At 69.9% G+C, this 26287-nt stretch carries 25 protein-coding genes, 3 tRNA genes and 2 pseudogenes; 16 read left to right on the top strand and 14 right to left on the bottom strand.

Going from position 1 to position 26287, the window contains the following annotated elements; genetic code table 11:
* Window positions 1–39 precede the first annotated feature (39 nt).
* A complete protein-coding gene (locus FHX44_RS15930) occupies window positions 40–315 on the top strand; it encodes a GlsB/YeaQ/YmgE family stress response membrane protein (RefSeq protein ID WP_147256515.1) in 276 nt (91 codons plus the stop codon).
* Window positions 316–370: 55 nt separating this feature from the next.
* Here FHX44_RS15930 and hisC read toward each other — a convergent pair whose 3' ends face one another.
* Window positions 371–1423: a histidinol-phosphate transaminase gene (gene hisC, locus FHX44_RS15925; protein ID WP_147256514.1), complete on the bottom strand. Its 1053-nt coding sequence runs from the start codon at window positions 1421–1423 to the stop codon at window positions 371–373.
* Between the two features lie 61 nt (window positions 1424–1484).
* Between hisC and FHX44_RS15920 the strand changes: the two genes are divergently transcribed.
* From FHX44_RS15920 to FHX44_RS15905, 4 genes are all read left to right on the top strand, one after another.
* Entirely contained in the window at window positions 1485–2183 is a 699-nt protein-coding gene (locus tag FHX44_RS15920) for a dienelactone hydrolase family protein (RefSeq protein ID WP_147256513.1), read from the top strand.
* Between the two features lie 60 nt (window positions 2184–2243).
* On the top strand, window positions 2244–4214 hold the full coding sequence (locus FHX44_RS15915; protein ID WP_147256512.1) for an acetoacetate--CoA ligase: 1971 nt from the start codon (window positions 2244–2246) through the stop codon (window positions 4212–4214).
* Between the two features lie 54 nt (window positions 4215–4268).
* A tRNA-Ser gene (locus FHX44_RS15910) sits at window positions 4269–4358 on the top strand.
* Between the two features lie 56 nt (window positions 4359–4414).
* Window positions 4415–4487: transfer RNA gene (locus FHX44_RS15905), tRNA-Arg, on the top strand.
* Between the two features lie 427 nt (window positions 4488–4914).
* Here FHX44_RS15905 and FHX44_RS43270 read toward each other — a convergent pair.
* Genes FHX44_RS43270 through FHX44_RS43260 form a run of 3 tightly spaced genes read right to left on the bottom strand, consistent with a single transcriptional unit; the run spans window position 4915 to window position 6061 of the window.
* Complete coding sequence (locus tag FHX44_RS43270) at window positions 4915–5202, bottom strand: transposase (protein WP_246170955.1); 288 nt, start codon at window positions 5200–5202, stop codon at window positions 4915–4917.
* Window positions 5175–5417, bottom strand: coding sequence for a hypothetical protein (locus FHX44_RS43265; protein WP_246171064.1), 243 nt, complete (start codon window positions 5415–5417; stop codon window positions 5175–5177). The genes FHX44_RS43270 and FHX44_RS43265 overlap by 28 nt, the downstream gene beginning before the upstream one ends.
* A complete protein-coding gene (locus FHX44_RS43260; protein WP_246170954.1) occupies window positions 5414–6061 on the bottom strand; it encodes a transposase in 648 nt (215 codons plus the stop codon). The genes FHX44_RS43265 and FHX44_RS43260 overlap by 4 nt, the downstream gene beginning before the upstream one ends.
* A gap of 539 nt (window positions 6062–6600) precedes the next feature.
* On the opposite strand from FHX44_RS43260, the gene FHX44_RS42175 reads away from it, so the two are divergent.
* From FHX44_RS42175 to FHX44_RS15890, 3 genes are read left to right on the top strand one after another with little or no spacing between them, the layout of a single operon-like run.
* Window positions 6601–6771 carry a hypothetical protein gene (locus tag FHX44_RS42175; protein WP_170308929.1) on the top strand — a complete coding sequence of 57 codons (171 nt, stop codon included), beginning with the start codon at window positions 6601–6603 and terminating at the stop codon, window positions 6769–6771.
* Window positions 6772–6815: 44 nt separating this feature from the next.
* A complete protein-coding gene (locus FHX44_RS15895) occupies window positions 6816–7148 on the top strand; it encodes a PadR family transcriptional regulator (protein WP_342792623.1) in 333 nt (110 codons plus the stop codon).
* A 41-nt stretch (window positions 7149–7189) separates the two neighbouring features.
* Window positions 7190–7891: a hypothetical protein gene (locus tag FHX44_RS15890; protein ID WP_147256511.1), complete on the top strand. Its 702-nt coding sequence runs from the start codon at window positions 7190–7192 to the stop codon at window positions 7889–7891.
* Between the two features lie 165 nt (window positions 7892–8056).
* Here the strand turns inward: FHX44_RS15890 and FHX44_RS15885 are convergent.
* Window positions 8057–9178 (bottom strand): annotated as a pseudogene (locus tag FHX44_RS15885) (IS1380 family transposase); the annotation flags it as partial.
* 64 nt (window positions 9179–9242) lie between these two features.
* The gene (locus FHX44_RS15880) at window positions 9243–9968 is read right to left on the bottom strand and encodes a VIT1/CCC1 transporter family protein (RefSeq protein WP_147256509.1); all 726 of its coding nucleotides are present in this window, start codon (window positions 9966–9968) and stop codon (window positions 9243–9245) included.
* A 102-nt stretch (window positions 9969–10070) separates the two neighbouring features.
* On the opposite strand from FHX44_RS15880, the gene FHX44_RS15875 reads away from it, so the two are divergent.
* The 4 genes and pseudogenes from FHX44_RS15875 to FHX44_RS15865 all read left to right on the top strand — a co-directional run bounded on the left by FHX44_RS15875 (window position 10071) and on the right by FHX44_RS15865 (window position 11807).
* Window positions 10071–10532 (top strand): MauE/DoxX family redox-associated membrane protein, encoded by a 462-nt coding sequence (locus FHX44_RS15875; protein WP_147261216.1) that lies wholly within the window; start codon window positions 10071–10073, stop codon window positions 10530–10532.
* Window position 10533: 1 nt separating this feature from the next.
* Window positions 10534–11283: a DsbA family protein gene (locus FHX44_RS15870; RefSeq protein WP_147256508.1), complete on the top strand. Its 750-nt coding sequence runs from the start codon at window positions 10534–10536 to the stop codon at window positions 11281–11283.
* A 71-nt stretch (window positions 11284–11354) separates the two neighbouring features.
* Window positions 11355–11720, top strand: a pseudogene (locus tag FHX44_RS44230) (hypothetical protein); the annotation flags it as partial.
* A gap of 14 nt (window positions 11721–11734) precedes the next feature.
* A tRNA-Ala gene (locus tag FHX44_RS15865) sits at window positions 11735–11807 on the top strand.
* Between the two features lie 180 nt (window positions 11808–11987).
* On the opposite strand, the gene FHX44_RS15860 is transcribed toward FHX44_RS15865, so the two are convergent.
* Window positions 11988–12239, bottom strand: coding sequence for a hypothetical protein (locus tag FHX44_RS15860; protein ID WP_147256507.1), 252 nt, complete (start codon window positions 12237–12239; stop codon window positions 11988–11990).
* A gap of 300 nt (window positions 12240–12539) precedes the next feature.
* On the opposite strand from FHX44_RS15860, the gene FHX44_RS15855 reads away from it, so the two are divergent.
* Window positions 12540–12773 carry a hypothetical protein gene (locus FHX44_RS15855; RefSeq protein WP_147256506.1) on the top strand — a complete coding sequence of 78 codons (234 nt, stop codon included), beginning with the start codon at window positions 12540–12542 and terminating at the stop codon, window positions 12771–12773.
* A complete protein-coding gene (locus FHX44_RS15850; protein WP_147256505.1) occupies window positions 12770–13189 on the top strand; it encodes a hypothetical protein in 420 nt (139 codons plus the stop codon). Before FHX44_RS15855 ends, FHX44_RS15850 begins: the two co-directional genes overlap by 4 nt.
* Before the next feature lie 38 nt (window positions 13190–13227).
* On the opposite strand, the gene FHX44_RS44225 is transcribed toward FHX44_RS15850, so the two are convergent.
* The 5 genes from FHX44_RS44225 to FHX44_RS15825 all read right to left on the bottom strand — a co-directional run bounded on the left by FHX44_RS44225 (window position 13228) and on the right by FHX44_RS15825 (window position 18138).
* The gene (locus FHX44_RS44225) at window positions 13228–13314 is read right to left on the bottom strand and encodes a sigma factor-like helix-turn-helix DNA-binding protein (RefSeq protein WP_147261215.1); all 87 of its coding nucleotides are present in this window, start codon (window positions 13312–13314) and stop codon (window positions 13228–13230) included.
* Between the two features lie 82 nt (window positions 13315–13396).
* Entirely contained in the window at window positions 13397–15400 is a 2004-nt protein-coding gene (locus FHX44_RS15840; RefSeq protein WP_170308928.1) for a DEAD/DEAH box helicase, read from the bottom strand.
* A gap of 165 nt (window positions 15401–15565) precedes the next feature.
* Window positions 15566–16828: an epoxide hydrolase family protein gene (locus FHX44_RS15835; protein ID WP_147256503.1), complete on the bottom strand. Its 1263-nt coding sequence runs from the start codon at window positions 16826–16828 to the stop codon at window positions 15566–15568.
* Between the two features lie 168 nt (window positions 16829–16996).
* A complete protein-coding gene (locus tag FHX44_RS15830; protein WP_147256502.1) occupies window positions 16997–17560 on the bottom strand; it encodes an FAD-binding oxidoreductase in 564 nt (187 codons plus the stop codon).
* Entirely contained in the window at window positions 17530–18138 is a 609-nt protein-coding gene (locus FHX44_RS15825; protein ID WP_147256501.1) for a sulfite oxidase-like oxidoreductase, read from the bottom strand. The genes FHX44_RS15830 and FHX44_RS15825 overlap by 31 nt, the downstream gene beginning before the upstream one ends.
* Before the next feature lie 610 nt (window positions 18139–18748).
* On the opposite strand from FHX44_RS15825, the gene FHX44_RS43255 reads away from it, so the two are divergent.
* Window positions 18749–18952, top strand: coding sequence for a hypothetical protein (locus tag FHX44_RS43255; RefSeq protein ID WP_246170400.1), 204 nt, complete (start codon window positions 18749–18751; stop codon window positions 18950–18952).
* The gene (locus FHX44_RS15820) at window positions 18927–20213 is read left to right on the top strand and encodes an MFS transporter (protein ID WP_342793510.1); all 1287 of its coding nucleotides are present in this window, start codon (window positions 18927–18929) and stop codon (window positions 20211–20213) included. The genes FHX44_RS43255 and FHX44_RS15820 overlap by 26 nt, the downstream gene beginning before the upstream one ends.
* An 899-nt stretch (window positions 20214–21112) precedes the next feature.
* Here the strand turns inward: FHX44_RS15820 and FHX44_RS15815 are convergent.
* On the bottom strand, window positions 21113–22873 hold the full coding sequence (locus FHX44_RS15815; protein WP_170308927.1) for an alpha-amylase family glycosyl hydrolase: 1761 nt from the start codon (window positions 22871–22873) through the stop codon (window positions 21113–21115).
* Between the two features lie 41 nt (window positions 22874–22914).
* Window positions 22915–26286 carry a hypothetical protein gene (locus FHX44_RS15810; RefSeq protein ID WP_147256499.1) on the bottom strand — a complete coding sequence of 1124 codons (3372 nt, stop codon included), beginning with the start codon at window positions 26284–26286 and terminating at the stop codon, window positions 22915–22917.
* Window position 26287: the final 1 nt, after the last annotated feature.

Genomic DNA, 26287 nt, shown 5'->3' with positions numbered 1-26287 from the left:
GCCGCGCGGCTGCGGCCCGGACGAGAGTCGGGAGCTCGGATGACTGTCACGGGGATCATCACCGCCATCATCATCGGCGCCATCATCGGTTTCGTCGGCCGCCTCGTTGCGCCGGGGAAGCAGAACATCCCGATCTGGCTGACCATCCTGGTCGGGATCGTGGCTGCTTTCATCGGCACGTGGATCGCCGGGCTGTTCGGGGTGGCCGACACCGGTGGGATCGACTGGATCGAGCTGATCATGCAGATCGTGGTGGCCGCGATCGGCGTCACCGTCGTCGCAGGCATCTACAGCAGGCGCGGCGTCACGCGCTGACCCGGTCCGCCGCCGGCCCGGTCCCGACCCGCTCGTGGCCGGGCCGCTGTCCTTCCTAACCCTCGAACGCGCGGGCTGCCGCCAGGAACGCGTCGTTCTCCTCCGGCGTGGACACCGTCACGCGCACGCCGTCGGGGTGGAACGGGCGCACGACGACCTTGTGGTCGAGGCAGTGCGCCGCGAACGGGGCCGTGCGCTCGCCGAGGGCGAGCCACACGAAGTTCGACTGCGTGGGCGGCACCGTGAAGGCGGCGTCGAGCAGCGCGTCCCGCACCCGCACCCGCTCCTCGATCACGGCGGCACAGCTCGCGAGCAGCGCCTCCTCGTCGTCGAGGGCGGCGACGGCCGCGGCCTGGGCCAGCGTGCTCACGCTGAACGGCGAGCAGACCTTGCGCAGCGCCGTCGCCACCTCCGGCGAGCCGATCGCGTACCCGACGCGCAACGCGGCCAGTCGGTAGGCCTTGGAGAACGTGCGGAGCACGACGAGGTTGGGGTGGGTGTCGATCAGGTCCATCCCGTCCACGGCGTCCGGATCGGTGACGTACTCGTGGTACGCCTCGTCCAACACCACCAGCACGTCCTGCGGGACGGCGGCGAGCAGGCGCTCCAGCTCCGCGCGCGTGACCACCGTGCCCGTCGGGTTGTTCGGGCTGCACACGAAAACGAGCCGGGTGCGCGGCCCGACCGCGGCGGCCATCGCGTCGACGTCGTGCCGGAACTCCGCATCGATCGGGACGGTCCGGATCGTGGCCCCGCCGATCTGCGTGACGATCGGGTACGCCTCGAACGAGCGCCAGGCGAACACGACCTCGTCCTCCGGCTCGCGGCAGGTGGCCTGCACCAGCTGCTGGCACAGGCTCACGGATCCGCAGCCCACGGCGATCCGCTCCGCGGCGACGCCCCGAGCCTCGGCGAGCCGCGCGGTCAGGCCGGTGACGGCCAGGTCGGGGTAGCGGTTGCCGCTCGTCGCCGCCTCCGCGATCGCAGCCAGCACCTTGGGGGTGGGCGGCAGCGCCACCTCGTTGCTCGCCAGCTTGATCGCACCCGCGATGGTCTTCCCGGGCACATAGGCCGGCAGGGTGTCGAGGTCCGGGCGGATCTGCGTCATGAACGTCACCGTAACCGTGCCCGAGGCCGCCGACTTCACCCAGCCGTGACACCCTGGTTCCATGACCGAGATCCGCACCGAGACCGTCCCTCTGGTCGACGGCAGTGCGCTGCGACTCACCGTCGCAGAACCGGTCAGCGCGATCCGCGGGGGGATCGTGGTGCTGCACGAGGCGCGGGGTGTCACCGACTCGGTACGCGGCATCGTGCACGGCCTCGCCGCGGACGGCTGGCTCGCCGTCGCACCCCATCTCTACCACCGCGACGGCGCCGATGAGCTCGACGGCGCCGACGAGGAGGTGCAGCAGCAGGTCGACCGGCTCGAGGGCGAGCAGGTGATGGCCGACACCGACACCGCGTTCGGCTGGCTGGCCGAACACGGCGTCACCCCCGACCGGATGGGGGTGATCGGCTTCGACCTCGGCGGTTCCGTGGCGCTGCTCGTGGCCGCCAAACGCACGCTCGGGGCGGCCGTCACCGTGGCCGGTGAGCGGGTGGCGGCGACCCCGGCCACCGGGTTGCCCGCGCTCGTCGACGCCGCCCCCGGCCTGACCTGCCCCTGGCTCGGCATCTACGGCGAGGTGAACGGGGGCGGGCCCGACCCCGAGGTGAGCAGGCTGCGGGACGCGGCGGCGTCGTCCCAGGTCGCCACGGACGTGGTCGTCTACCCGCGGCGGGGTCACCGCTTCGACAACGATCCGGACGTGGCCGCCGACGCCTGGCAGCGCACCCTCAACTGGTTCGACTCCCACCTGCGCTGAGGCAGGCGACACCCCGCCCGCCTCTGGCGCGGGCGGGACCCGGGGTTGCATGCTGCGCGTATGAGCGGCGCCGAGGCCCCCGACACGCCTGAGGTTCTGTGGACCCCCGACCCTGAGCACCACGGCCGCCTGGCCGAGTTCACCGAGTGGATCCGCGAGCACCGAGGGGTGGACGCGCCCGACTACGCCGCGCTCCACGGGTGGTCGGTGTCCGACCTCGAGGGCTTCTGGTCGGCGGCCGCCGAGTTCCTCGGCGTCCGGTTCCACGACCAGCCGCGCGCCGTGCTCGGCCGCACCGAGATGCCGGGCGCCGAATGGTTCCCGGGCGCCACGCTGAACTACGCCGAGCACGCCCTCGCCCGCGGCGCCGACACCGATCTCGCGGTCGTCTTCGTCCGGGAGGACGGTCTGGAGCGGGAGGTGACCCGCGGGGAGCTGCGCGAGCTCGTCGGCCGGGCGCGCGCCGGGCTCGTGCGCGCCGGTGTCGGCCGGAGCGACCGGGTCGTCGCGCTGGCGCCCAACAGCGTCGAGACCCTCGTCACCTTCCTCGCCGCGGCCAGCCTCGGGGCGATCTGGTCGTCCTGCTCCCCGGACTTCGGCGCCCGGGCCGTGCACGACCGGTTCTCCCAGATCGAGCCCACGGTCCTGCTCGCCGTCGACGGCTACGTCTACGGCGGCAAGCGGTTCGACGTCCGGGGCACCGTGCAGCAGCTGCGGGAGAAGCTGCCCACCCTCGCCGCCACCGTGCTGGTGCCGTACCTGGACGAGGCCGCCACCCTCGACGGCGCCGTCTCGTGGGCCGACTTCACCGGCACCCCCGGCGAGCTCGCCTTCGAGGCGGTGCCGTTCGACCACCCCCTGTGGGTGCTCTACTCGTCCGGCACGACCGGCCTGCCGAAGGGCATCGTGCACGGCCACGGCGGCATCGTGCTGGAGCACCTCAAATCGCTCGGGCTGCAGATGGAACTCGGGCCGCGCGAGCGGTTCTTCTGGTTCACCACCACCGGCTGGATGATGTGGAACCTCCTCATCGGCTGCCTTCTCGTCGAATCGACGGTGATCCTCTTCGACGGCAACCCCGGCTACCCCGACCTCGGCGCGCTGTGGCGGCTCGCCGAGCGGCACCGGGTGACCTACTTCGGCACGTCCGCCCCGTTCATCCAGGCGAGCCTCAAGGCCGGGCTGCGTCCCCGGGACCAGTTCGACCTCGGCGAGCTGCGCGCGCTCGGCTCCACGGGCGCCCCGCTGTCCGTGGAGGGGTTCCGCTGGGTCGGCGCCGCGGTGGGCGAGCACGTGCAGATCTGCTCGGTGTCCGGCGGCACGGACGTGTGCGCCGCGTTCGTGGGCTCGGCGCCGAACGTGCCGGTGTGGCTCGGCGAGATCAGCTGCGCATCGCTCGGCGCCGCCGTCGCCGCCTACGACGAGAAGGGTGAGGAGCTCGTCGACGAGGTGGGCGAGCTCGTGATCACCCGGCCGATGCCGTCCATGCCGGTGATGTTCTGGAACGACCCGGACGGCACCCGGCTTCGCGAGGCGTACTTCGACGAGTTCCCGGGCGTGTGGCGCCACGGCGACTGGGTCCGCCGGACGCCGCGCGGCTCGTTCGTCATCTACGGGCGCAGCGACTCGACGCTCAACCGCGGCGGCGTGCGGATGGGCACGGCCGACTTTTACGCCGTGGTCGAGGGCTTCGAGCAGGTGCTCGACTCGTTGGTGATCGACACCACCGAGCTCGGCGCCCACGACGAGGGGGCGCTGCTCTGCTTCCTCGTCCTCGCCGAGGGGGTGACGCTCGACGAGGTGGAACCCGCCCTGCGCCGCGCCCTCCGGACCGAGCTGTCGCCCCGCCACGTCCCGGACCGGTTCGTGGTGGTCGAGGCGATACCCCGCACGCTGAACGGCAAGAAGTGCGAGGTGCCGGTCAAGAAGATCCTCGCCGGCACGCCGCCGGAGCGGGCCGTGAGCCGCGGCGCCCTCCAGAACCCGGACGCCCTCGGCCCCTTCCTCGCCCTCGCTGCCGGGGGGTCGTGAACCCCCTCGGCGGGCCCATGTACTCTGGTGTCCGCTGGAGGCCGAGAGGCCCCGGGAGGCTTCGCCTAGTCTGGTCTATGGCGCCGCACTGCTAATGCGGTTTGGGGTCACCCCCCATCCCGGGTTCAAATCCCGGAGCCTCCGCGGTGGCGTGGCCGACTCCCGGGTCGGTCGCGGCATGAGGTACAACTGAACAGCACGCGCCCGTAGCTCAACGGATAGAGCATCTGACTACGGATCAGAAGGTTAGGGGTTCGAATCCCTTCGGGCGCACAAGATCGATACTAGCCCTGACCCGCCCGAACGGTCAGGGCTAGATCGTTTCTGCGGGCCGTTTGTGATCATGATCCACGGTCTGATCCACGAGGCTTGCTCGCGTCCGACGCCATGGCCTCTGGATCAGCATCGGGGACGCCCCGAGCTCGGGCCAGGGCGCGCCGCAGCGACGGCCAGATCTTTCGCGAGTCACGCGGGGATACCGGCACCGAGCCTGCTGGTCCTCCACCCAGGACCACCGCAGCGACACTCACAGATCTTTCGGGTCCGGCCCGGCGGCGATCATGACCGGTGGTCGGCCTTCGCGTCGTGATTCTGCCTCCCGGGCACGACAGTTCGCCCGATGTCGCTCGGTCGCGCCGGTTCCATGTGCCGGGCGGTGGCGCTGTCGGCGCGGGCGAGGGATGGGGTCAGCCGGGCGCGGTCAGGGCGCGCAGGGTCGTGATCGCTTGCAGCAGGAGCGCGGTCCAGCGTGACGGGACTGGTGCAGCACTGTGGAGCGGGCGGAGCGGGCGAGTCTGCCGGCGATGGAGAAGATCCGCAGCCGTAGTCGTTTGGGTTCCCAGCGGCGGGCGGGAAGCGCGGTCAGGGCGAGCAGTTGCGCCCAGGCGGTGACCGCGTAGGCCAGCGCGACGATGGCGCACCAGATGCGGTTCTGGTCCAGGTCGTGCAGGGGCAGGTTGGTCAGTCCGGTGTCCTTCGCGACCCGGATCCGGTTCTCGGCGCGAGCTCGACGGCGGTGGCGCAGTTCCAGATCGGCAAGAGTTGGCGGCCGGGCCCGCCGGGCGGAGTGTTGGTGGCGAACGCGGTCAGCCGGTGCCCGTCGGCGTCGGCCAGCCGTAGCTGCGCACCCGGGTGCGGGCGTTCCCGGCGCACGATCACCCGCATCCCGCACGGCCACCCGGTGAGGTTGAGCAGCCCGGTCACCTCCAGCGCCCATGCTCCCGGGCGGGGTTCGCCGTCGGCGTCATAGGCCGGCTGCCACGCCCGCTCCGGAACCTTCGCGAGCTCGTCGAGGATCGTGTCGGGCAGGTGAACCCGACCGAGTACGACAACCGCTGCCCGACGATCCAGTCCAGCAGCTCGTGCGTGCCACCAGCGGAGTCGGCCCGGATGAGGATCTTCCGGCCGGGCCGGGTACCGGATCGGTGCCCGGGCAATTGGCGTAGCGCCTCGCGCAGCGCGGTGATGTGGTCGGCGGCTGTTCTGCTGCCGGCGTTCCCGGGCCGCAGCAGCACCGACAGCGGCTCCCCGGTGCCGACGGCCCCGGGTCGACAAACGCCCACAGCGGATGGTGGCCATAGCCGCGCTTGAACGTCGGCGCGGCGCCCTCCTTGTCGCTGTGCCGTCACGAGGGTGGCGTCGATGTCGATGACCAGCGGGGCACCGACGTCGATGCCGTGGTCAGGCGCGTGTTCGCCAGCCAGGTCCCAGGCTCGCCCGCGGGCGGCAGCACGGGCCGCATCGATCGCGGCCAGCGCCGCTGACGCGTCCTGGGCGAGGCGGTCGATCACCCGCGACACTGTCGGGTCCGAGGCGACCGGCCCGTAGACGCCGGGTTCGGCGCGCAGCAGCGCGATCTCGGCCAGACAGTCCCCGCCCAGCGCTAGCGCGACCCACCAGGTCCAGCACGACCTTCGCCGGATCGTGCACCGCGGTCGGGCGCCGCCACCGCGTCTGCGCCCTCGACAACGACCGCTCCACGCCTGACCGCCCGAACCGTCTATCGGTCAACAACAGCCCACCGGCCTGCGACACGATCTTCGACCCCCCGTGTCCGCGGCCGGACACGGATTGAACCCACCACGCTTGCTCACCTGGAAGGTGCTCCTGACCTCGCACGGATAAGGGCCTCGACAACCCGCATCCCCGATGCTCAGGAGCACCTTTCAGCCGTTCAACACGCCCTCCGACGGCATCACCCGCGAAAGCCCCGGGTTAGAACGTCCAAGCGCCGTCGGGGAACCAGCTACAGAGAGTTGAAGGGTGGTGACGACTTGTACTCAACCTAGGGCCTTGGTAGAGTACAAGCATGGCAACGAGCCCAGCATCGCGGCGGGCACCCCGAGGGGGATCGACGCGACGTGCCAATTCCAAGATCGTCCGGATCTTGCTCGTCCTCCTGGCTCTGCTCGTCGGAGTGATCGTCGGACTTGTGGCCGGCATCCTTGCTGTGGCGTCGGATTCGACCATTCCAACGGCTGTCGCGACCGGAGCGGTCGCCTTCGGGGGTGCGGTCAGCCTCGCGATCTTGCTCCAGCGGGCCCTGGACCTGCTGTGAGCTCGTCCATTGAGTTCTACGTAGGGGCTTGGTAGAGTAGGACCATGCCCGGCAGTCCCCGGATGACCCTCCCGACACAGCGGGTGTTGGCCGTGCTACTGGCCGCTCCGGCCGAGGAAAAGTACGGGCTGGAGATCTGCGCCGAATCCAAACTTCCGTCTGGAACAATTCATCCGATTCTTGCCAGGCTCGAGGGCGTTGGATGGCTGGAAAGCCGCTGGGAGGACATTGACCCACGCTTGGAGGGTCGCCCGCGACGCCGCTACTATCGCCTCACGTCTGACGGTATCGAACTCGCTCGTGCTGCGTTGCACGGAGTTGAGACGCGGAACACTCGCTGGAGCCTACGGCCGGGGTTTGCGGATGGTGCGCTGTGAGGCGCGAGGCGCAGGCCCTCGCTCTGCGACTAGATTCCGCGGTGGCCGAAGCCAAGGTTTTTGATTTCCAGCTCAGTCGTATTCACTGCCCTGGCGAACTGCCCGCACTCGATGGTGATCTTCGGCAAGTAGCCCTGACAACCGCCGAGTTCATCGAATCCTCCAGGAGTGCTCAAAAGTGGGCTGTTACCGTCGGTTGGTCACGGGCAATTGGCAAAAGCCCTGGATTTGATCGTAGTGTCGTTGGGGCCCTCGAGCGCTCGCTCGATCAGTCGGTGGCGCGCATCGATCAGATTGATGGCTGCCTGCTCCGCCTGCGTGCCGCGGCTCTCGAAATCGCAGCGAGCGGCCCAGCTCGGTCAAGAAGGCCGGCGGCGGTCTTTGCGCAATATCTCGATTATGCCCGACGCTACCTTCGTCCGGTGTACGTTGATCTCGACCTCTCCGCTGCTGCTGCTGGTCGATTTCTCGCCGCCCTTGTCGCGGGATTGGATCGCCAGTTGGCGACGGACGGAGCGTGCACACCGCCCGGCGGATTGTCCCGGCGCATGCTTGCTGCAGCGGCCGCATTGCTGCCCGCGCATTGCCGTGATCGATACAGTGAAGAGTTCATCTCTGAGATTAGCGATATGCCACGACGTCAACACTTCGGGTACGTTCTTCGCATTCTATGGAATTCCCTTGAGCTTCGAAGCGCGGTTGGCACCCTCATGAAGACTATTGACAGACGACCTTTGCCCTAGCCGGATCTTTCGCCGGTCGGTCGCGGGTGATCGTCATCGGTCGGTGCCGATGCTCGGGGGCTGATTCTGGCCCAGGGTATGACAGTTCGCCCCGGGGTCGCTCGGGGTGGGCGCCGGTTCCACCATCCGGTCCGAGCGGGCCTCGTCGGGGCGGTCGGGGGGTGTTCAACCGGGCGCTGGCAGAGTGCGCAGGTGGGTGTGGCCCGTTGATCAGGAGCGATGCCCAGGGCGCGTGTTCGGGCAGGTGCAACACGGTCGCGCGAGCAGCGCACCAGTCGACCGGGGACGGAAAAGATCCGCAGCCGTAGCCGCTTGGGTTCCCACCGGCGGGCCGTGTGATCGGCGAAGGCGAGCGTCTGGGCCCAGGTGGCGATCTCGCAGGCGAGCGCGACGAGGGCGCACCAGATCTGGTTCCGGGCAGGTCGTGCAGGGGCAGGTTGCGCAGCCCGGTGTCCTTGGCGATGCGGATCCGGTCCTCGGCCCGAACGCGGCGCCGGTGGCGGAGTTCGAGGTCGGCGAGTTGGCGGCCGGGTCCCGCCCGGGCGGGTGTTGGTGGCGATGGCGGTGAGTCGGTTGCCGTCGGCGTCGGTTGGGCGCAGCTGTGCGCCGGGGTGCGGTCTTTCGCGGCGCACGATCACCCGCATGCCCTCTGGCCAGCGCGTGAGGTCGAGCAGTCCGGTGAGTTCGACGACCGCGGCGCCGTCGCGGGGTTCGCCGTCGGCGTTGTTGGCGGTCTGCCAGGCCTGCTCGGGGAGCGTGTCGATCAGCGTGACGGCGGTGTCGGGCAGGGTGAATCCGACCGAGTAGGACAACCGCTGGCCGGTGATCCAGTCCAGCAGGTCGTGGGTGGCGTCGGAGGAGTCGGGGCGGATCAGGATCTTGCGTCCGGGCCGGGTGCCGGTGCGGTGTCCGGGGAGCTGGTGCAGGGCCTCGCGCAGCACGATGATGTGGTCGGCGGCGGTGTTGCTGCCGGCGTTGCCGGGGCGCAGCAGCACCGACAGCGGTTCCCCGGTGCCGGCCGGTCCGTGGTCGACGAACGTCCAGAGCGGGTCCGTAGCCGCGCTTGAACGTAGGCGCGGCGCCCTCCTTGTCGATCACCGGGTAGCACCGGAGTTCGGTTGCTCCGTACTCGGCGCCGGCCTCGTCCTCGTCGAGGTCGGCGAGGTAGGCCATGACGGGGGGACACCAGCTCTCCGAGCCCGACGAAGCCCGCTGCGGCTGAGTCGAAGCGAGTGGCGCTCGAGCTGATCGGCGAGGTCGGCATCTGTCACGGCACGTCAGAGCCCGGTTTCACGTCTCGTGAGGCCGGGCTCTCGATCATTTTCGGCCCGTTGGCGGTCGCCCGGCCGGCCTATCCCGCGATGCCGACGCCGATCAGCGATCCGACGACGTAGGTCGCGCCCGCCGCGAGCGCCCCGAACCCGAGCTGGCGCACCCCGCTGAGCAGCCAGCTGCGTGTCGTGAAGCGGGACGTGAGCGCGCCGAGCACGAACAATCCGACCGCGCCGATGACGAGAGCCACGGGCAGCGACGAGGACCCCAGCAGGAAGGAGATCAGCGGGATCAGCCCGCCGACGGCGAAGCACACGAACGACGAGACGGCGGCGACCCACGGCGAGGGCTGCTCGTCCACGTCCACGCCCAGCTCCTGCGCGACGTGCACCTTGAGGGCGAGCTCGGGGTTGGCGTGCACCTCCTGGGCCATCGCCTCCGCCGTGGAGCGGGTGAGGCCCATCTCCTCGTACATCCGGGCCAGCTCGGCCCGCTCGGCGCCCGGGTGGATCCGGATCTCCTCGCGCTCCACCGCCACCTCGCTGGCGACCGCGTCGTTCTGCGTGTCGACCGACGCGAACTCACCCAGCGCCATCGAGAATGCCCCGGCGACGAGCCCGGCCATGCCGGTCAGGATGATCGTGTGCCGGTCGGCCCCGCCGCCCCCGACGCCCGACACCAGCGCGATGTTGGTGACCAGTCCGTCCATCGCGCCGAAGACCGCGGCCCGCAGCCAGCCGCCGGACACGTCGGCGTGGTGGTGGTCGTGCCCGGCCGGATCCTCGGGATCAGGGACGCCGCTCATCACCCGAGCTTAGAATCCGAACAAACGACAACTCCGGGTGCACGGGCCACCACCCTCCGCATCCAGAGTCGTCGCTAATCTGAGCGCGTGAGCCGCGCCCCCATTCCCGACGTCATCGGGACGCTGGCCCGGATCGGTCTCGCCGCGGTGTGGCTGGTGTCCGGTCTGCTCAAGGCGGTGGACCCGGACCAGACCTACGTCGCCGTGCGGGCCTACGACGTGCTGCCCGATGTCGGCGTGGAGGTGGTGGCGGCGCTGCTGCCGTGGGTCGAGCTCGCGCTCGGCCTCCTGCTGCTGGCCGGGATCGGCACGCGCCTGGTGGCAGCGCTGTCGGCCGCGCTGCTGCTCGTGTTCGTCGCGGGCGTCGCACAGGCATGGGCGCGCGGCCTGTCGATCGACTGCGGATGCTTCGGCGGCGGTGGTGCTGTGGAGCCGGGCGAGACGACCTACGTGCAGGAGCTGATGCGCGACGCGGGCTTCCTGCTGATGGCGGGCTGGCTGGTCGTCCGCCCGCGCACGGTGCTGGCACTCGACGACCGGCTGGGAACCAGGAGGATGGGCTGACATGGGCGGAGCGTCGCGCAACGAGAAGCGTCGCAAGCAGGAGGAGGCGGAGCGACGGCTCGCCGCCGCGGGCATCCGCGTTCCGCAGAAACGCAACCGGACGCCCGCGATCGTAGTCGCCGTGGTGCTCGTGGTCGCCGTGGTCGTCGGTGGTGCACTGCTGATCGCCCGTGCCTTGGGCTCCGAGGTGGAACCCACCTACACCGCCAAGGCGGACGGCGCGGTCGTCACCGCAGGCAGCGGCCCCGTGGTGGTCGACGTCTACGAGGACTACCTCTGCCCGAGCTGCGAGCGGTTCGAGACGCGCTACGGCAACGAGATCACGACCGCGCTGAACGAGGGCAAGATCAGCGTCCGCTTCCACACGATCGCCATCCTGGACGAGCTGACCAACCCGGCGGGCTACTCCACGCGGGCCGGCAACGCCGCGCTCTGCTCCGTGCCGGCCGGCATCTTCCCGCGCTTCCACAAGAAGCTGTTCGACGAGCAGCCCGCCGAGGGCAGCGCAGGCCTGAGCAACGACGAGCTGATCGCGCTCGGCACCGAACTGGGCGCCCAGGGCGACTTCGCAGCCTGTGTGCAGGGCGACACGCACGCGGACGCGATGGCGGCCGAGACGGAGAAGGCGACCTCCGACACCGCGCTGCAGACGAACGGCCGCTTCGGCACCCCGACCGTCGCGATCGACGGCAAGAAGATCGACCTGAACGACACGAGCTGGCTGCAGAATGCGATCGGGGGTCAATCCTGATCAGGGCTGACGGGAGGGGCGGGCCCACGCGATCGGCCGCGTAGCACCGGCCGCCGCTCGGCGTCGTACACGTCGCCTGCACGCCGGTGTTCCTCCCCGAGTCGGTGCGGAGCATCGTCGACGGGCGGGTCTTCGCCACCGTGAGCGCGATGCCCGTGCGGGCTGCGGGGTTCTGGTACGCGATCGCCGGGATCGCGATCACCGCGTTCGGGTGGATGACCGGACACGTCCGTGCTCCCGGGGACACCGCGGTCATGCCTGCGGCCCGCCGGCGACGTAGCGCGGCGAGGGCGACACGGCGGCCGTCCGGCGACACCTCCGGGATTCGGCGACGGTGCGGAGGCATCCGATGCCAGCGGGCTGCGGGGAGTCCGGAGCGGGGTCGGCAACGCGGTGTCCGGCGACCCGCTTCGCGGGGCCGTCGGGACGTCGTGTAACTTTGTCGGCACAAGGGGCTGTGGCGCAGCTGGTAGCGCACTTGACTGGCAGTCAAGGGGTCAGGGGTTCGAATCCCCTCAGCTCCACAAGGTAAATCGGCAGGTCAACGCCTAGTTTCACTGCTGTGAGACAACTACTTGACAGCCCTCACGCGGCCTGTCGTCTCACGTTTTCTCACATGTAGTTTTCGATCTTCAGTTGTCGTGCTCAGCCGAGCATCAGCGCGAGCGCGTCGGACGCCACCCGCAGATGCTCGGTCGACGGCTTCACGTACACCCGCATCGCGAGTTGCCCGCCGTCGCTGTGCCCCGCCCACGCCGCGATGATCGGGCAGGCACCCCGGCCGCGGCGAGCGCGGTCAACGTGGCGTGCCGGGCGTCGTACAGCCGCACCCGCCGCGACTTGTGCTTGTCCATCAGCTCGTACGCCCGCCGCCGCAACCAGTCCGTGCGCTGCGGCATGCCGAGCTCGTCGACGAGCACATACCCGATGCAGGGCAATGGGCACGAATCGGTCATGGCCGCCGAGGAGGCCTACTGGATGCAGCACGCGACGCCGAGCACGCGCGGCCAGCTTCGCGACCTCGGCGAGGCCGACGGCGGTAGGCATCGTGAGCGCCCGAGCTCACGGAGGAAGATCGGCTCATGGCGAGAGTGAGGCAGGCGCGGCACTGCCGAGCCCGCAGCAAGCGCACAGGGCGCCCGTGCGGGGCGTTCGCCGTCGTCGGCGGCGTCGTGTGCGTGAGTCACGGTGGCGCGACGTTTCGTGTGCGGGTCGCGGCCGCGCAGCGGCAAGAGCGTGAGGCCCTTGAGCGGGCAATGGTCTACGCCGAGCAGCGCCTCGCGGAGCGGATCGAGGCGTGGATTGCCGAGCGGCGCGAGGTCGCGGGCGAGCTGCTCGGGAAGCCCGCCGACGAGGTCACCCCGAAGGACGTCCGGCATTGCTCGCTCGTCTACGGCCGCCCAGACCCGTACGACCCCGGCCCGCGGCTGCGGCTTGACCGCCGGTTCGGTCCGCGCCGCCGCCATGTGGTGATCCGGCGGCGGCGATGAGCCGGAAGCGTCCCGACCCGTTCGACGACGACGGTGTGCGGGTGGTCGACTCGCAGGGCCGGCGCCTGCGCGGCCGCACCCCGGTGGAGCGTGCGGCGATCGAGACGGCCCGCCGGATGCGGAAGGCCGGGCAGAAGGTCGGGCAGGTCGACCCGCTGCCGCTGGCCGACGGTCTGGACCTCGAGCGGGTCGCCATGCTGGCCGCGCACCTCCGTCTGGTCCTGGCCCAGGTCGACGCCGGCCGGCTGGACGTGACCCCGACGATGCGGGACCGCCTCGAGGCTGCGACGGTCGCGCTCGAGGTACTCCACGACGAGCCGGCCCCGATCGACCTGGACCGGCTCGAGGACGGGCGGGAGGGCGCCGACCGGCCGCACACACATCGTGCACACGCATCCTCTGATCTGCCCCGATAGGGCCGCCAGCGGATAGGTAATCCGTCAGGTCGGAGCGCTCACCGGTCGGCGGCGAGTTGCTGGACGCGGCCGCGGCTGATGCCGAGCGCCTTTGCGATCTCGCCGTAGCTCATGGGCTCGTGCATCTCGCGGACGGTTTCGCGATGATCGCTGCCAGCTCGGAGGCAAGGGCGGTGGTCTCCTCGATGGCGGCGTTGACCGCGCGGGCTACGAGGCGCGGGCGGTCACCAGAAGGCTATGCCAACCACCACGAGCGTTCTTAATGGCCGTCTCGGAGCAGAACAGGTACCGCCAGACGCCGAACCGGCTGTCGTCGTTAACGAACCTGGCCCACTCCTCGGCGGCGCCTCTCTTGTCCTCCACGTCGCGACGCGTCACGTCTCGGTCGGACTTGCCTTCGATGAGCCAGTGCACGCGACTGGTGTCGATGGCGATGAAGTCGGGGTAGTACCGGCCTCCGGTATCCAGCTCGATGAACGCGGGATCGGTGGCTTGGAGTCGGAGCCACCAGGCGATGTCGGTTGCCCCGTCCAGGATCTCGGCCAGGGCCCGTTCTGTACTGTTGGTGTCGAATGAAGCCACTGGTAGAACCGATTTGCGCCAACCTGAGTACCAGCGCCCGCGCTCGAACTTTGTCGCGAAGCGGTCCAAGACGTCGGTCGGCATGGGCTGCGGTTCCACGGGCATTGTGACGGTGCGAAATGCGTACTTTGGCTGGAGTCGTCGGGCGTTGTATCGCTGGCGGATCAGGGCATCGATGCCTTGCAGCGCTTGGTGAGCGCGCTCTGCCCCCCAGTTCACCTCGGAGTTTGCGCCTGCTCCGGCGCCGGCGAGGAAGGCCTGCACGACGCGTCGGGCGGCGTTGAGTTCGGCGAGCGACTCCTCGACGAGCCCAAGCCCGAGGAGTCGGTTCTCCAGGTCGTTGGTTACTCGCGCGAGCGGGAGCCACGCTTGCGTCGCCTCGCCAGCCTCCTGTGCCTCGCGGCGCACGCGCACCCCACCGTCAAGGGTGCGGGTCGCGGTAAGGGCCTCGCGGATGAGCGGAATCTTGATCTCCTGCGCGAACCCAGCGCCGGCTGCGCGGACGTCGGTGTCCGAGACCAGTGAGAGGCTGAACCGCACAGGCAGGACTTCCTGCTCCCGGCGAGGGAACACGATCTGGGGTGCACCGGGGACCCGCTGAAGGACGCGGTACTCCTCGGCATCGCGCTGACCCTGAGCCTCGGTGACCATGTAATCCTGCAGGATCAGCGCTGCCGCCCCATCGACATGCTCGCCGTCGATGAGTCGTCCCGGGGTGACCAGCCGGAGTGTGCCCTGCTCGGGTGTCTCCTGGATTTCGGCGGCGGCTTCCTTTGCCGCCGCCTTTGCGGGTCCAGGTTGAAGTGGCTCCCCTGTCGCCGCGCTGTCCCCGGTGGGCGCGATGCGCTGGATGAGCGCATCCTTCTGCTCGAGCAGCTTGCGGTACGAGTCGTGGGCGACGAGGTCGATCTGGTCGATCATCGGTGCGCCGACACGACGGCCGTAGGGCAGGCGGAGACCTCGGCCGAGGATCTGCTCGGTGAGGGCTTCGGACGCGAGGGCGCGGAGCGCGACGATGACGCCGATGTTCTTGACGTCCCACCCCTCCTTCAGCTTGTCGACGCTGACGACGGCGCGGATCGGCGAGTCAGGGTCTTCGACGGACGCGAGCGCGGCCAGAGCGTCATCAGAGGACTGCGAGGTCACCTCCAGCACGGCCGCTGGGTCGCCGATGTAGGACTCGCTGGCTAGCAGGTTCGACGTCTGTTTGGCTTCCTCGACCGTCTGGCACACGACGAAAAGGACCGGGTTGACCGGCGTCCGGCCCTCGCCCTCGGCCCATGTCGCGTAGGCCGCCTCCTTGATTCGACGCAGGTGGCACGCGTCGGCGAGCTGGGTCGCGACGTCCTTGTGGCCGTCCTGCCGGTACACGATCACCGGCACCTTCACCAGCCCGTCGGCGATCGCCTCGGCCAGGCTGTAGCGGTAGATGACCTTGCCCTCGTCTGCCGGATCGGGCGTGGCCGTCAAGCCGACCAGCGCTCTCGGGCGCAGATCGCGTACCGCCGAGGAGAACGCTCGGGCCTGCTGGCGGTGGACGTGGTGCTCGTCGGCGATAACCACCAGATCTGCGGCCGCCTGGAGGTGTGAGTAGAGGTCCCCGCCGATGAACTCGTCCATCTTGCGCACGCGCCGCGACATGTTGGCCGTCGGACGGGTCAGTTGCTGGCGGTCGGGTCGAACGGCGGCCCCGGACTCAAGTGGCGGACCGCCACCCGAAGCTCCGCGAGTAACGATACGGCCACCACCCGTGCCCGGACACACCATCGTGTCACAGCGCGAACCGGAGCGGGCTCAGGATTTCTGCAGCGGCCGGAACGCGGCCCGCACCTCGGTCGCGAACAGCTCGGGCTCCTCCCAGGCGGCGAAGTGCCCGCCCCTGTCGACCTCGTTGAAGTAAGTGAGGCCGGGGTAGGCCGTCTCGACCCAGCTGCGCGGGGCAGCGAAGATCTCGTCGGGGAACGTCGTGAAACCGACCGGAACCGAGACCGCCGGAGGAGCCTGGCCGGCCGCACGGGCTGTGGCCCGTCCGAATTCCCAGTACCACCGGGCGGCCGAGGCGCCGGTGCCCGTCAGCCAGTACAGCGTGATGTTGTCGACGATGTGGTCCCGGGTGAGATTGCCCGCGGGCTCGCCATCGACGAAGGCGCGGGAGATCTTGTAGTAGCTGTCGGTGTCGTGGTCGAGCATCCAGGCCGCCAGCCCGAGGGGTGAATCCAGCAGGGAGTAGCCGATCGTCTGCGGCCGGGTGGACATCTCCAGGAAGTAGGCGAAGCCGTCCGTGGTGAATGTGTTGACCGCGTCGTGCGCCGCGCGTTCCTGCTCGGACTCCGCCGGCAGTTGGTCCTTAAGACCGAGCGCCGGGAAGAGCAGGGTGACGTGGATGCCGACCAGCCCCTCGGGTGCCTGGCGACCCATCGCGTCGGTGACGCCGGCGCCCACGTCGCCGCCTTGGGCGACGTAGCGGGTATAGCCGAGGCGGTCCATCAGCTCCGCCCACGCCCGTGCGATGCGGCCGTCGTCCCAGCCGAGCTCGGTCGGCTCGCCCGAGAAGCCGTAGCCAGGCAAGGACGGCAACACCAGGTGGAATGCGTCCTCGGGGGCGCCGCCGTGCGCGGTCGGATCGGTCAGTGGGCCGACCGTCTCCAGCAGCTCGATGACCGAGCCGGGCCAGCCGTGCGTCATGATCAGCGGTAGCGCGTTCTGGTGCGGCGACTTCACGTGGATGAAGTGGATGTCGACCCCGTCGATCTCGGTGGTGAACTGCGGCAGCGCGTTGAGCCGCGCCTCGCACGCGCGCCAGTCGTAGTCGGTCGCCCAGTAGCGGGCGAGCTCCTGGACCGTCGCCAGCTGCACGCCCTGCGAGCGATCCGGGACCAACTCCCTGGAGGGCAGGCGCGTCGCGGCGACGCGGCGGCGGAGCTCGGCGAGCTGCTCGTCCGGCACGTGGACCTCGAACGGGCGGATCGCGGTCCGGTCGGCCTCCGGGGCGGTGCGCTGTGTGGGCACCGCACCGGCGTCGGTAGTGCGCGAGGTGGGGTCGGTGGGCAAAGACATCGGGCGCCTCCTGGCGGTCAGGCTCCGCGCGACGGGAGCTCAGGATTGGGTGTTGGTTTTTGGCGTGCCCGACGTGGCTGAGGTCGTAGACGGTGGGTCCGCACACATCCTCAGGACGCCTGGCGTCATTGGCTCGAACGGTTGTTTTGCGCCTGGTGAGCGTGTTGATCAGCGTGAGGGCCACGTGGGTCTCCGTCGCGCCGCGGCGAACGCGTTCAGGTGCTGACGTCGAGGGCGGCGACGCCGCTCACCGATCACGTCGTCGAGGGATCGCGCCGAGTAGAGGAGCCGCACCGGCGCGCCGGAGGCCGCTGCGGCGTGGTGATCCAGCATCGCCAGGAACGGCGCGACCCCCGAGCTACCGGCCACCAGCTGCAGCGGCGAGTCGAGCTCGGCATGCCACACGAAGTAGCCGCCGATCGGACCGCGCAGCTCCAACTGGTCGCCGGGTCGGAGGCCGTCGGTGAGGTACGGCGAGACCTCGCCGTCGTCGAGCCGTTGCACCACCAGGTCCACCGTCGGGCTCTCGGGTGCCGACGCGATGGAGTAGCTGCGCTGCGCCTGGTATCCGTCCGGCGCCGTCAGGCGGACGTCGACGTGCTGTCCCGGCAGGTGACCGTCCCAGCCGTCGATCCGCAGCGACAACCGGTGGACGGCACGGGCCTCGGAGGCGTTCGCGGCGACGGTCGCGAGCCGCCACGTCAGTCGCCGGCGTATCGCTGTTCGCGCCACGGGTCACCGTAGATGTGATAGCCCAGCGACTCCCAGAAGCCGGGTTCCTCGACGCTCGACAGCCGTAGGCCACGTACCCATTTCGCGGACTTCCAGAAGTACAGGTGCGGCACGAGCAGCCGGGCCGGGCCGCCGTGCTGCGCCTCCAGCGGCTCACCGTCGTACTGATCGACGATCCAGGCACGGCCACCGGTGACGTCCTCGAGCGGGAGGTTCGTCGTGTAGCCGCCGTCGCAGAAGGCCAGCAGGTAGTCCGCCGAGGTCTCGACCCGATCGAGCAGGGTGTCGAGGGAGACGCCGCTCCACGTCGTGTCGAACTTCGACCACTTCGTCACGCAGTGGATGTCGACGGTGACCTCTTCGTGCGGCAGATCCTGGAACTCCTGCCACGTCAGCCGGTCGGGCGCATCGACCTCTCCGCTGATCGTGAAGTCCCAATCGTCCAAGGCGGTGCGAGGCGTCGGGCCGGCGGACAGCACCGGGAAGCCGCCTCCGATGTCGTACTGCCCTGGAGGCAGCAGCACCGTGCCCTCGCGGGCCTCGGGCCGGCCGACGAATCCCCGCGAGAAGAATCTCATGCTCCCCACCTGCTTCGGTTGGCACCTAGTCGTGGCGGTACAGCGAGCCTCCGAGGCCAGACGGCGGGCTACCTCGCCGCGATGGGCCAGTGTCCTCATCAGCTCACCCGGCACAACCAGCGAAGGCTCAGGTGGGGCCCGCAGGCTTCGCCCAGCTGCGCCGCTGCCCCTATCGGGCGACGCACATCTGCGACGCCGCTTCCGCCCGGCGGCCCCGCCCCGGGTGTCATCATCTGCGTGCGATTGGCTCAGCTACCCCCAAATGACAGCAGGTCACAGCCGGCCCATCGCCCCACCTGCGCTAGCTGGGTGTTCTTTCGGGTCGCACCGGATGTCCGGCCACGCGAACGTGCACGGCACCTACATGGCGCAGAACGACGTACTCCCTCGTGGTCCGTGCTCGAGTGAGCCGGGTGGTCCGTGGTTGGGTCCTACAGACCGCTGACCACGCTGTCGCATAGCGACCCCGAATCCGGGTCCGCCGGTGCGCGAGTCGCCGTCGGTTTGGTACTTCGCCGACCCACCCGCAGGCGAGTACGGCCGTGGCGGGCGTCACGTTCCGGTGTGAGGCGCGGCCTACGCTCCTGCTAGGTCAACCGGGAGCGTCCGGATGGGCACGGCCGCCGGCCGATGGGTGCTGACCACCGCCGTGCTCGGCTCCGGCCTGGCGTTCATCGACGCGACCGTGGTGAACGTCGCACTCGAACGGATCGGCACCGACTTCGGCGCGGACTTCACCGGGCTGCAATGGACGGTGAACGCCCTACACGCTCACCCTCGCCGCGTTCATCCTGCTCGGGGGCTCGCTCGGTGACCACTTCGGGCGGCGGCGCGTGTTCGTCGTCGGGGTGGTGTGGTTCGCCCTGGCGTCGCTGCTGTGCGGGCTGGCCCCGGACATCGGCACCCTGATCGCGGCGCGTGCGCTGCAGGGTGTCGGCGGTGCCCTGCTCACCCCGGGCAGCCTGGCCTTGATCTCGGCGTCGTTCCACGGCCCGGACCGCGCGGCCGCGATCGGTGCCTGGTCGGGGCTCGGCGGCGTCGCCGGCGCCATCGGCCCGTTCCTCGGCGGCTGGCTCGTCGAGTGGAACTGGCGGACCGTCTTCCTCATCAACCTGCCACTCGCCGCGCTGATCGTCATCATCGCCCTGCGCCACGTCCCGGAGAGCCGGGATACCGAGTCCCCGCCCGGACTGGACATCGCGGGCACCGTGGTCGGCGCCGTCGGGCTCGGCGCCCTGACCTACGGCCTCACCGGCCTCGGCGAGCGCGGCCCGGACCCGCTCCTGCTCGCCGCGGCGGGGCTCGGCGTGCTGGCGCTGGTGGCGTTCGTGCTCGTGGAACGGCGCTCCGCACACCCGTTGGTGCCGCCCACCCTGTTCGCGAACACCACGTTCAGTGCGGCCAATGCCGCCACGCTGCTGGTCTACGGCGCGCTCGGCGTGGTGTTCGTGCTGCTGGTGCTGCAGTTGCAGGTCGTCGCCGGGTTCACGCCGCTGGCCGCGGGCACGGCGCTGCTTCCCGTGACGGTGATCATGCTCGTGTTCTCCGCCCGGGCCGGCGCGCTGGCGGGCCGGATCGGGCCGCGGCTGCCGATGACCCTGGGGCCGCTGGTCAGCGCCGCCGGCCTGCTCCTGCTGCTGCGGGTGGACGAGACCGCCTCGTGGCTCGTCGACGTCCTGCCGGGAGTGACGGTGTTCGGCGCCGGGCTGACGCTGACCGTCGCGCCGCTGACCTCCACCGTGCTCGATGCCGCCCCCGACCGCTTCGCCGGCGCCGCGTCGGGCGTCAACAACGCGGTCGCCCGCGCAGCTGGGTTGCTCGCCGTGGCGGTGGTGCCCGGGCTCGCCGGTATCAGCGGGGTGGTCTACACCGACCCCGTCGCCTTCTCCGCCGGCTTCCGCACCGCGATGATGATCTCCGCCGGACTGCTGGTCGCCGCCGCGGTCGTGGCATTCGCTCTGCTGCGCCGCCCGCGCCGCGAGTGCGCCCCCGACCGGCTGCGCATCGAGGAGTGCGCGCATTGCGGCGTGACCGGACCGCAGATCTACCCGCGTATCCGTACGGCGGAGCGGTAGCGCGGGCGGGTGATCCCCACCGAGGCGGGTCTGGTCACGTCTTGCAGCGGCGACCCGTAGTCATGCACGGTCGGCCGCGCGAACACCGGCCGCTGTGCCCACACTGTCACCGATAGGGGTGTCGGTGTCGGTGTCGAGGTACCCGATCCGCGCCACTGGTCGAGCGGGTGGCAGGCCGCGGCGGGGTCGCGCGCAGCCGGCGAATCAACCGACCGAGGGCATGGCGCCCTCGGCAAGCTTGAGCCGGGTCCAGACGTTCATGTTGATGACAACCGCAACGATCTCCAGCATCGCGGCCTCGTCGAAATGAGGGGTCAGTTTGTCGTGGTACCGCGGGAACGCCTGGGTGACCGTGGTGTCGGAGGCGCGAGTGAGGGCTTCGGCGTACTCCAGCGCGGCCCGTGGCCTCGGTCGCGACGCCGACGAAACGACCGGCGGGGAAGGCGATGTCGGCGGATCGCCCGCTTCCCGCGGCGGTGCCCGCGACGTGCGTGCCGTGGCTGGCCGGCTCAGGCTCGTGGCGGACGATCGCGAACGGATCCGGCGCCTTCAGCGCGGCGTTGATCGCGTCGGCGTCGTACTCCACGCCCCGGGTGAAGCCGGCCGGGCTCGCCGGGCCGGTGTGTAGAGGCGGGACGGTGAGCGGGGCAACGAGTTGCGTGAGCATCTCGTGGAGCAGGGTCATGTCGCCGTCGCGGTGTGGGGCCGCGGAGTCAGCGGCGTTGGTCTTGGGTCCACGTGGGCCCAGCGGATGCGGTATGCCGCGTCGCGGGCCGTCTCCCACCGACCAGTGGTTTCCGCGCGTTCGGACGACGGATCGGTGGCTCGGACGTGCGACGTACGCTGACGCATACTGAGAAGAGGCTCGTGCAACCGGAAAAGACAGCGGAGGCGTCAGCTCACCGCAGGCGGAACATCGTCACCGACCATTGCGGGACGTTGACGTAGATGTGCCCGTCGTCCTGAGTCCACGGCTCGTGGAAGGCATTGCCGGCACCGTCCCAGCCGCCGAACCAGGCGTCCTGTGAGCAGAGTATCTGCTGCCAGCGTCCGCTCTGCCCGGTGGCGACGCCGTAGCTCGTGCCGGTGTGGTTGGTGTCGCTGGCGTTCACGATGATCAGAACGACATCGCCGTCGTTGTTCCAGCGCTTGAACGCGAGCACGCCGCTCGGGTCTCGGTGGGTGATCTCGAGGCCGCCGCTGCGGAGTGCCGGATGGTTCCAGCGGGTGTAGTTCGCCGCGTGTATCAGGTGGCGCATCTCCATCCCGGTCCGGTCGCCGGCGATGGACCAGTCGAAGCGGTGGTCGCCGCTGTTGTCCGGGCCGTCGTGCCAGTATCCGTCCAGGTGGCATTCGCTGCCCATGAACAGCATTGGTGTGCCCTTGATCGCGACGTTGAGGGACCAGGCCAGGCGCGCCTTGGCCCGCGCGTGCCAGTTTCCGCGGCCGCCGAACCGCTGAACGTAGTGCCGCTTGCCCTTTCGACCCTGCTCGTTATCGCCGCACTCGTCGTGCGAACCCAGGAGGTAGGTGACGGTGTTCCACGATTCGGGGTACGAGTTCCCGATCAGCCTTTCGAGGTTGCCCATCGGGTTCTCGCCGTCGAGCGCGCGCAGCAGCGCGTAGAAGGGCTCCACTGTCCAAGTGGCGTGGAAGCCGGCCGAGGACACGATGGACTCGTGGTCGGGCAGGTGCTCGGCGATGAGGTACTTGTCCGGGAAGCGGCGCTTGGCTTCCCAGGTGAGGTGCTGCATGAACTGCCAGCCGTCGTTGCCCAGCCCGCGCGCCCGTTCCATGCTGCGGGTCGAGTCGAAGCGAAGCCCGTCGCCGTTGTACTCGTTCAGGTACATCTCCATGTTGGCGACGAAGAAGTCGCGAATGCCGGGCCGCCAGAACGCCGGTGCGGTGCCCCAGTCGGTGCGGTAGGTCTGGTCGGTGCCCAGGTAGCTGTCGCCGGTGCCGTCTGCCGCCTCGTCGAAGTGGTGGAAGGAGCTGTCCTCGTCGCTGATGTGGTTGTAGACCACGTCGAAGATGACGGCGAGGCCGCGCTGGTGGCAAGCGTCGACCAGCTCGCGCAGGTCGTCGGGGCGGCCGTAGGCCGACTCGAGTGCGAAGTAGAAGGACGGGTTGTAGCCCCACGAGCGATCGAACCGGAACTCCTGGACGGGCAGCAGCGCAAGTGCGTTGAATCCGAGCTCCCGGATGTAGCCCAGCTTGGTCCGCAGTTGGTCGAATGAGGCCACGCCACCCACGGCGACGTGGCCGTCGCGGTAGCCGGCGAACGAGCCGACGTGACACTGGTACAGGATCAGGTTGTCGAATGCGGGTGTGTCGAACGATGCCCAGGTGTGGCCGGTGTCCACCACCCGCGACTTGTTGTGCCAGTTGTCCAGGCTCGAGCTGTCGGTGTCGCGCGCGGCGGGGTCGAGCCGACGGCTGAACCCGGCCCCACCCCGACCCACGAGCAGCTCGTAGCGGCCGCCGGCCACCAGCCCCGCGACGTGGCCTGCCCAGAAGCCGTCGCCGTCGGGTGTCAGGTCGACCGCAGTCGCCTCGTCCCAGCCGTTCCAATCACCCAGCACCCGCACCGACGTGGCGTTCTCGGCGAAAACCCGCACCAGCGTCCCGGTGCCCTGCGGAACCGCTCCGATCAGCGGCATGAGACCCCTCCTGCTGATTGTCGTGTTGCACCGTGCAGCGGTCAGGCGGTGAATCCGACGTCGACGGTGTAGCGGAAGTCGCCACCGGCCGCGCTGGTGATCGGCACCGCATCGGTCAGCACCCGGTGGTAGCGCAGCCATTCGGCGCTGATGCCGGCTGCTTCCGCCGCCTCCAGGTCAGGCAGCTGCGCCGACCGGGTGAGCTCACAGCCGCTTCGCGCTGTGACGGTGACGTGCACGCCGCCGGGTCCGGACAGCCGAACGCTGCGGTCATCCGGGTTGCTGCGGCCCTGGAACTCACCCCTTGTCATGGCCGCGCGCACGTCGAGGCAGAATTCGTTGGCCACGACGTGGCCCGCCGGTGCCTGCTGGTAGTGGATGTCCAGGCGGCTGCCGTCGAGCCGGATCGTCTTGCTGAAGTCCGGGCCGTCGTGCCACACCACACCGGTGGCGGCGCCGGCCTGGGGCGCCGCTTTGCCCGCCCGGTCGGCGACGCAGGCCGCATGGAAGGCCGCATCGTCGACGAGCTGGGGGCGGTTCGGGCCCACAGGCGGCCCGTACCGGTAGTGCACAAGTCGTTGTCCGGCGTCCAGGGTTGCCTCGTACTCGTTGAAGGTGTCCGGGTAGAGCCAGTCCCGCGGCGAGGGTTGGCGTGGCCGCTCCTCGAGACGCCGCCCGGCGATCGGCAGCGACTGCTGCAGGTCGCAGGCGATGTACAGATGGTTGGGGGTGCAGACCGTGTTCTCCAGGACACCGCCGTCGCAGGTCAACCAATCCGGCTCGGGTCGGCCGGGCGCGGGTCCGGTCCACTGGTAAGCCTTCGGGGTGCCGCTCACGCAGATCGCCCGCCGGCGTCCCCGGTCGGCGGCGAACAAGTGGGTGATCCGCCCACCGTTGCGGTCGAGCACCGCCAGCACATCCCGGTTGTAGAGGATGTCGGTGGGTAACAGGTCGTGGTCCCAGTGCAGGGCGTCCCGGCCGCCGACGCCGGCGGCCCGGAGCTGCTCGATGAGCTTTCCCTCGTTGAGATAAGTTCGGCTGTGGTCGGTGTCCATGGCCCAGCCGGCCCACACCGCGGCAGCCAGGTAGACATGGGCATTGCGCAGCTGCAGGCTCGCGGCGACGACGAAGTCCTCGGGGGCGATCACCCCGAGCCGCCGGTTGACGAACCCGCCCTCCAGCGGCTCCTTGTTCCACATCATCTCGTGGTGCAGCCCGAGGAAGGTCAGCCAGGCCAGGTCGACTAGCTCCGGGTCCGGGGTGAGGGCGAAGCCGGCCGCCTGCGGCGGCCAGTTCACCAGCGCCCTCTCAACCTCGGCGGACAGCTGACCGAGGGTGGTACCCAGCCAGGGCGAGCGGGTAGCCGCCCAGCGCTGCTCCCAGCTGTCGAAGTGCAGCAGGTTCCCGTAGCGATCGTGTTCCGACCCACCCTGGGGATCGACCGACGGGCAGGTCGCGCTGGCCAGGTCGGCCGACAGCGGCACCGGTTGGGCCGCGGCCACGTCCCGGTCAGCCACGGTGACCACCCGTACCCACGGGTGGTCACGCAGCCAGCACAGCGTGGCTTGATACTTGTCGTTGAAATGCACCGGGCGGCCCGAATAGTCGCCGTCGAACCAACCGTTGCCCGACGCCTTGTCCGCATCGTCGCCATAGACGAGCAGCACCGGGGAGCCACGGTCGATGGCATTGCGTCGCAGTCCCAGCAGCAAGACCTCACGCAACCTGCGTGCCGCCTTGCCGCGCTCGGCCTCGTCGTTGCTGCCCCCGACCATCGCCTCTCGGACCGCGTCCTCGATCGGCAGGATCCGGGCGCCGGAACGCGGATCGTGGAGCAGCCGGTTGCCCGGAAAGTCGGGCGCGCCGGCCGGGAAGAACCGCTGTTGCACGTCGTCGCCAGTGCTGTGGCACAACGACGCCCGGTCGAGGACGAGATATCGCACTAGTTCACCGTTGTCGGCGTACACCTGGTACTCCTGCGGCGTGCCGCCATAGAGCCGCTGGTCGGGGTAATACACCGCGAGCCCTTCAGACGGCGCGCCCGGAAGAAACGCGGCGATCGCGTCGCGGCCGCGGCGGATCTCCTCGAGATTGGTCCGCGCCGTGTAGTACGGCGTGCGGTGCGCGCCGAAGCCCGCGTTGACCGGAACCACGGTTCCGCGCTGGGTCACGTCCGCCTGGATCTGCTCCAGGTCGTCCGAGCAGTCGTGGGCGATCATGGTGAGCACGGCGGCGTTGAACGCCCACATGCTGGGGATGCCGAAATAGCGGTGGCCCTCGAAGGTCAAGGCGTACCCGTCCGGGTCGCCGTCCTCGCCGCTGCCCGGTCGGCTCGACCACGTTCCGCGCTCGTCGCGCATCGTGAGTGCCGTATACGTCCGCGGTCGGGGGTAGGGATCGTCGAGCGGCAGGTCGAACAGGTCGTTGAGTCCCTGAATGCAGTAGTTGACGATCATCAACCAGACCGGCTGCGGTGGGGCGGCCGCGAGGTCGACCCGGACGTCGTCGGGCTGCGGATCGCCGGCCGGCGCGAGGACTCGGACCTCGGGTAGGCCGTGGTCGGGGGGCACCGGCACCGAAACCAGCACCGAGTCGCGCTGCCGGTCCAGCAGCGGCAGCAGCACGTGCTCGCCGGCTTCGGCCTCGTTCCGGTCGGCGCCGACGTCGATCTCGGTCTCGCCCACGGCGATCCGCACCGCGGGCCGTGCGCTCTCCTGGCCGGGCACAATTGTGGAAAGGAAGTCGACGCGCACGTGGTCGAGCCCGTCTCGGCGTGTGTAGAGGGCCGTCCAGTGTCGCAACTCGGGCACGGTCGAGCCGGCGGCGGGTAGCTGAACGGCCCGGACGTCCTGCGCGGTGAACTCCGGGATCGAGGCGCGCAGCGTGAAGGAGCACGTGGCCGCAACATCCACCATCGGGGTGGTGGCCGAGATCGTGTAGTGAACCAGCGCATCGCGGCGCAGGTCCGCTACCGCGAGCCGGTAGAACGTCGTGCCGTCGCCGGCATCAGTGACCGCCCGGTCCAGGTCGACATTGTGGCGGCGGGCATCGAGCACGGCCGGCTCACCCCGCAGTGGCGAGCCGCGCCGCACTTCCCTGGCCAGGATGCTCCGATTGAGCACCTCGATACCGCCGCCGTCCGAGCGGTAACGGCGCTCGGCCGGTTCGGGCGGTTCGGTCCACAGCCGCACCTCGACCCGCGCGGTTTCCCCGTCGTTGCTCGCCACACCGATCGGAAGTACGAGAGCTACCCGGTCGGGATCGCCGTGTTGCCCGACGACCCGCGGCAATGTGTCGGTCTCGGCATGCCAGCAGGCCAACGCGAAGTTCCCGTCGCGGGTGACGCGCCCCCGCTCGGCGTGCAGTACCCCCGGAAGGGGCTGACCGACCGGGGGCAGTGGCGGATCCGTCATC

Source organism: Pseudonocardia hierapolitana (assembly GCF_007994075.1).
GTDB classification, from domain to species: domain Bacteria; phylum Actinomycetota; class Actinomycetes; order Mycobacteriales; family Pseudonocardiaceae; genus Pseudonocardia; species Pseudonocardia hierapolitana.
The sequence above is the reverse complement of the archived record's forward strand: the minus strand, read 5'-3'. Positions and strand labels throughout refer to the sequence as shown.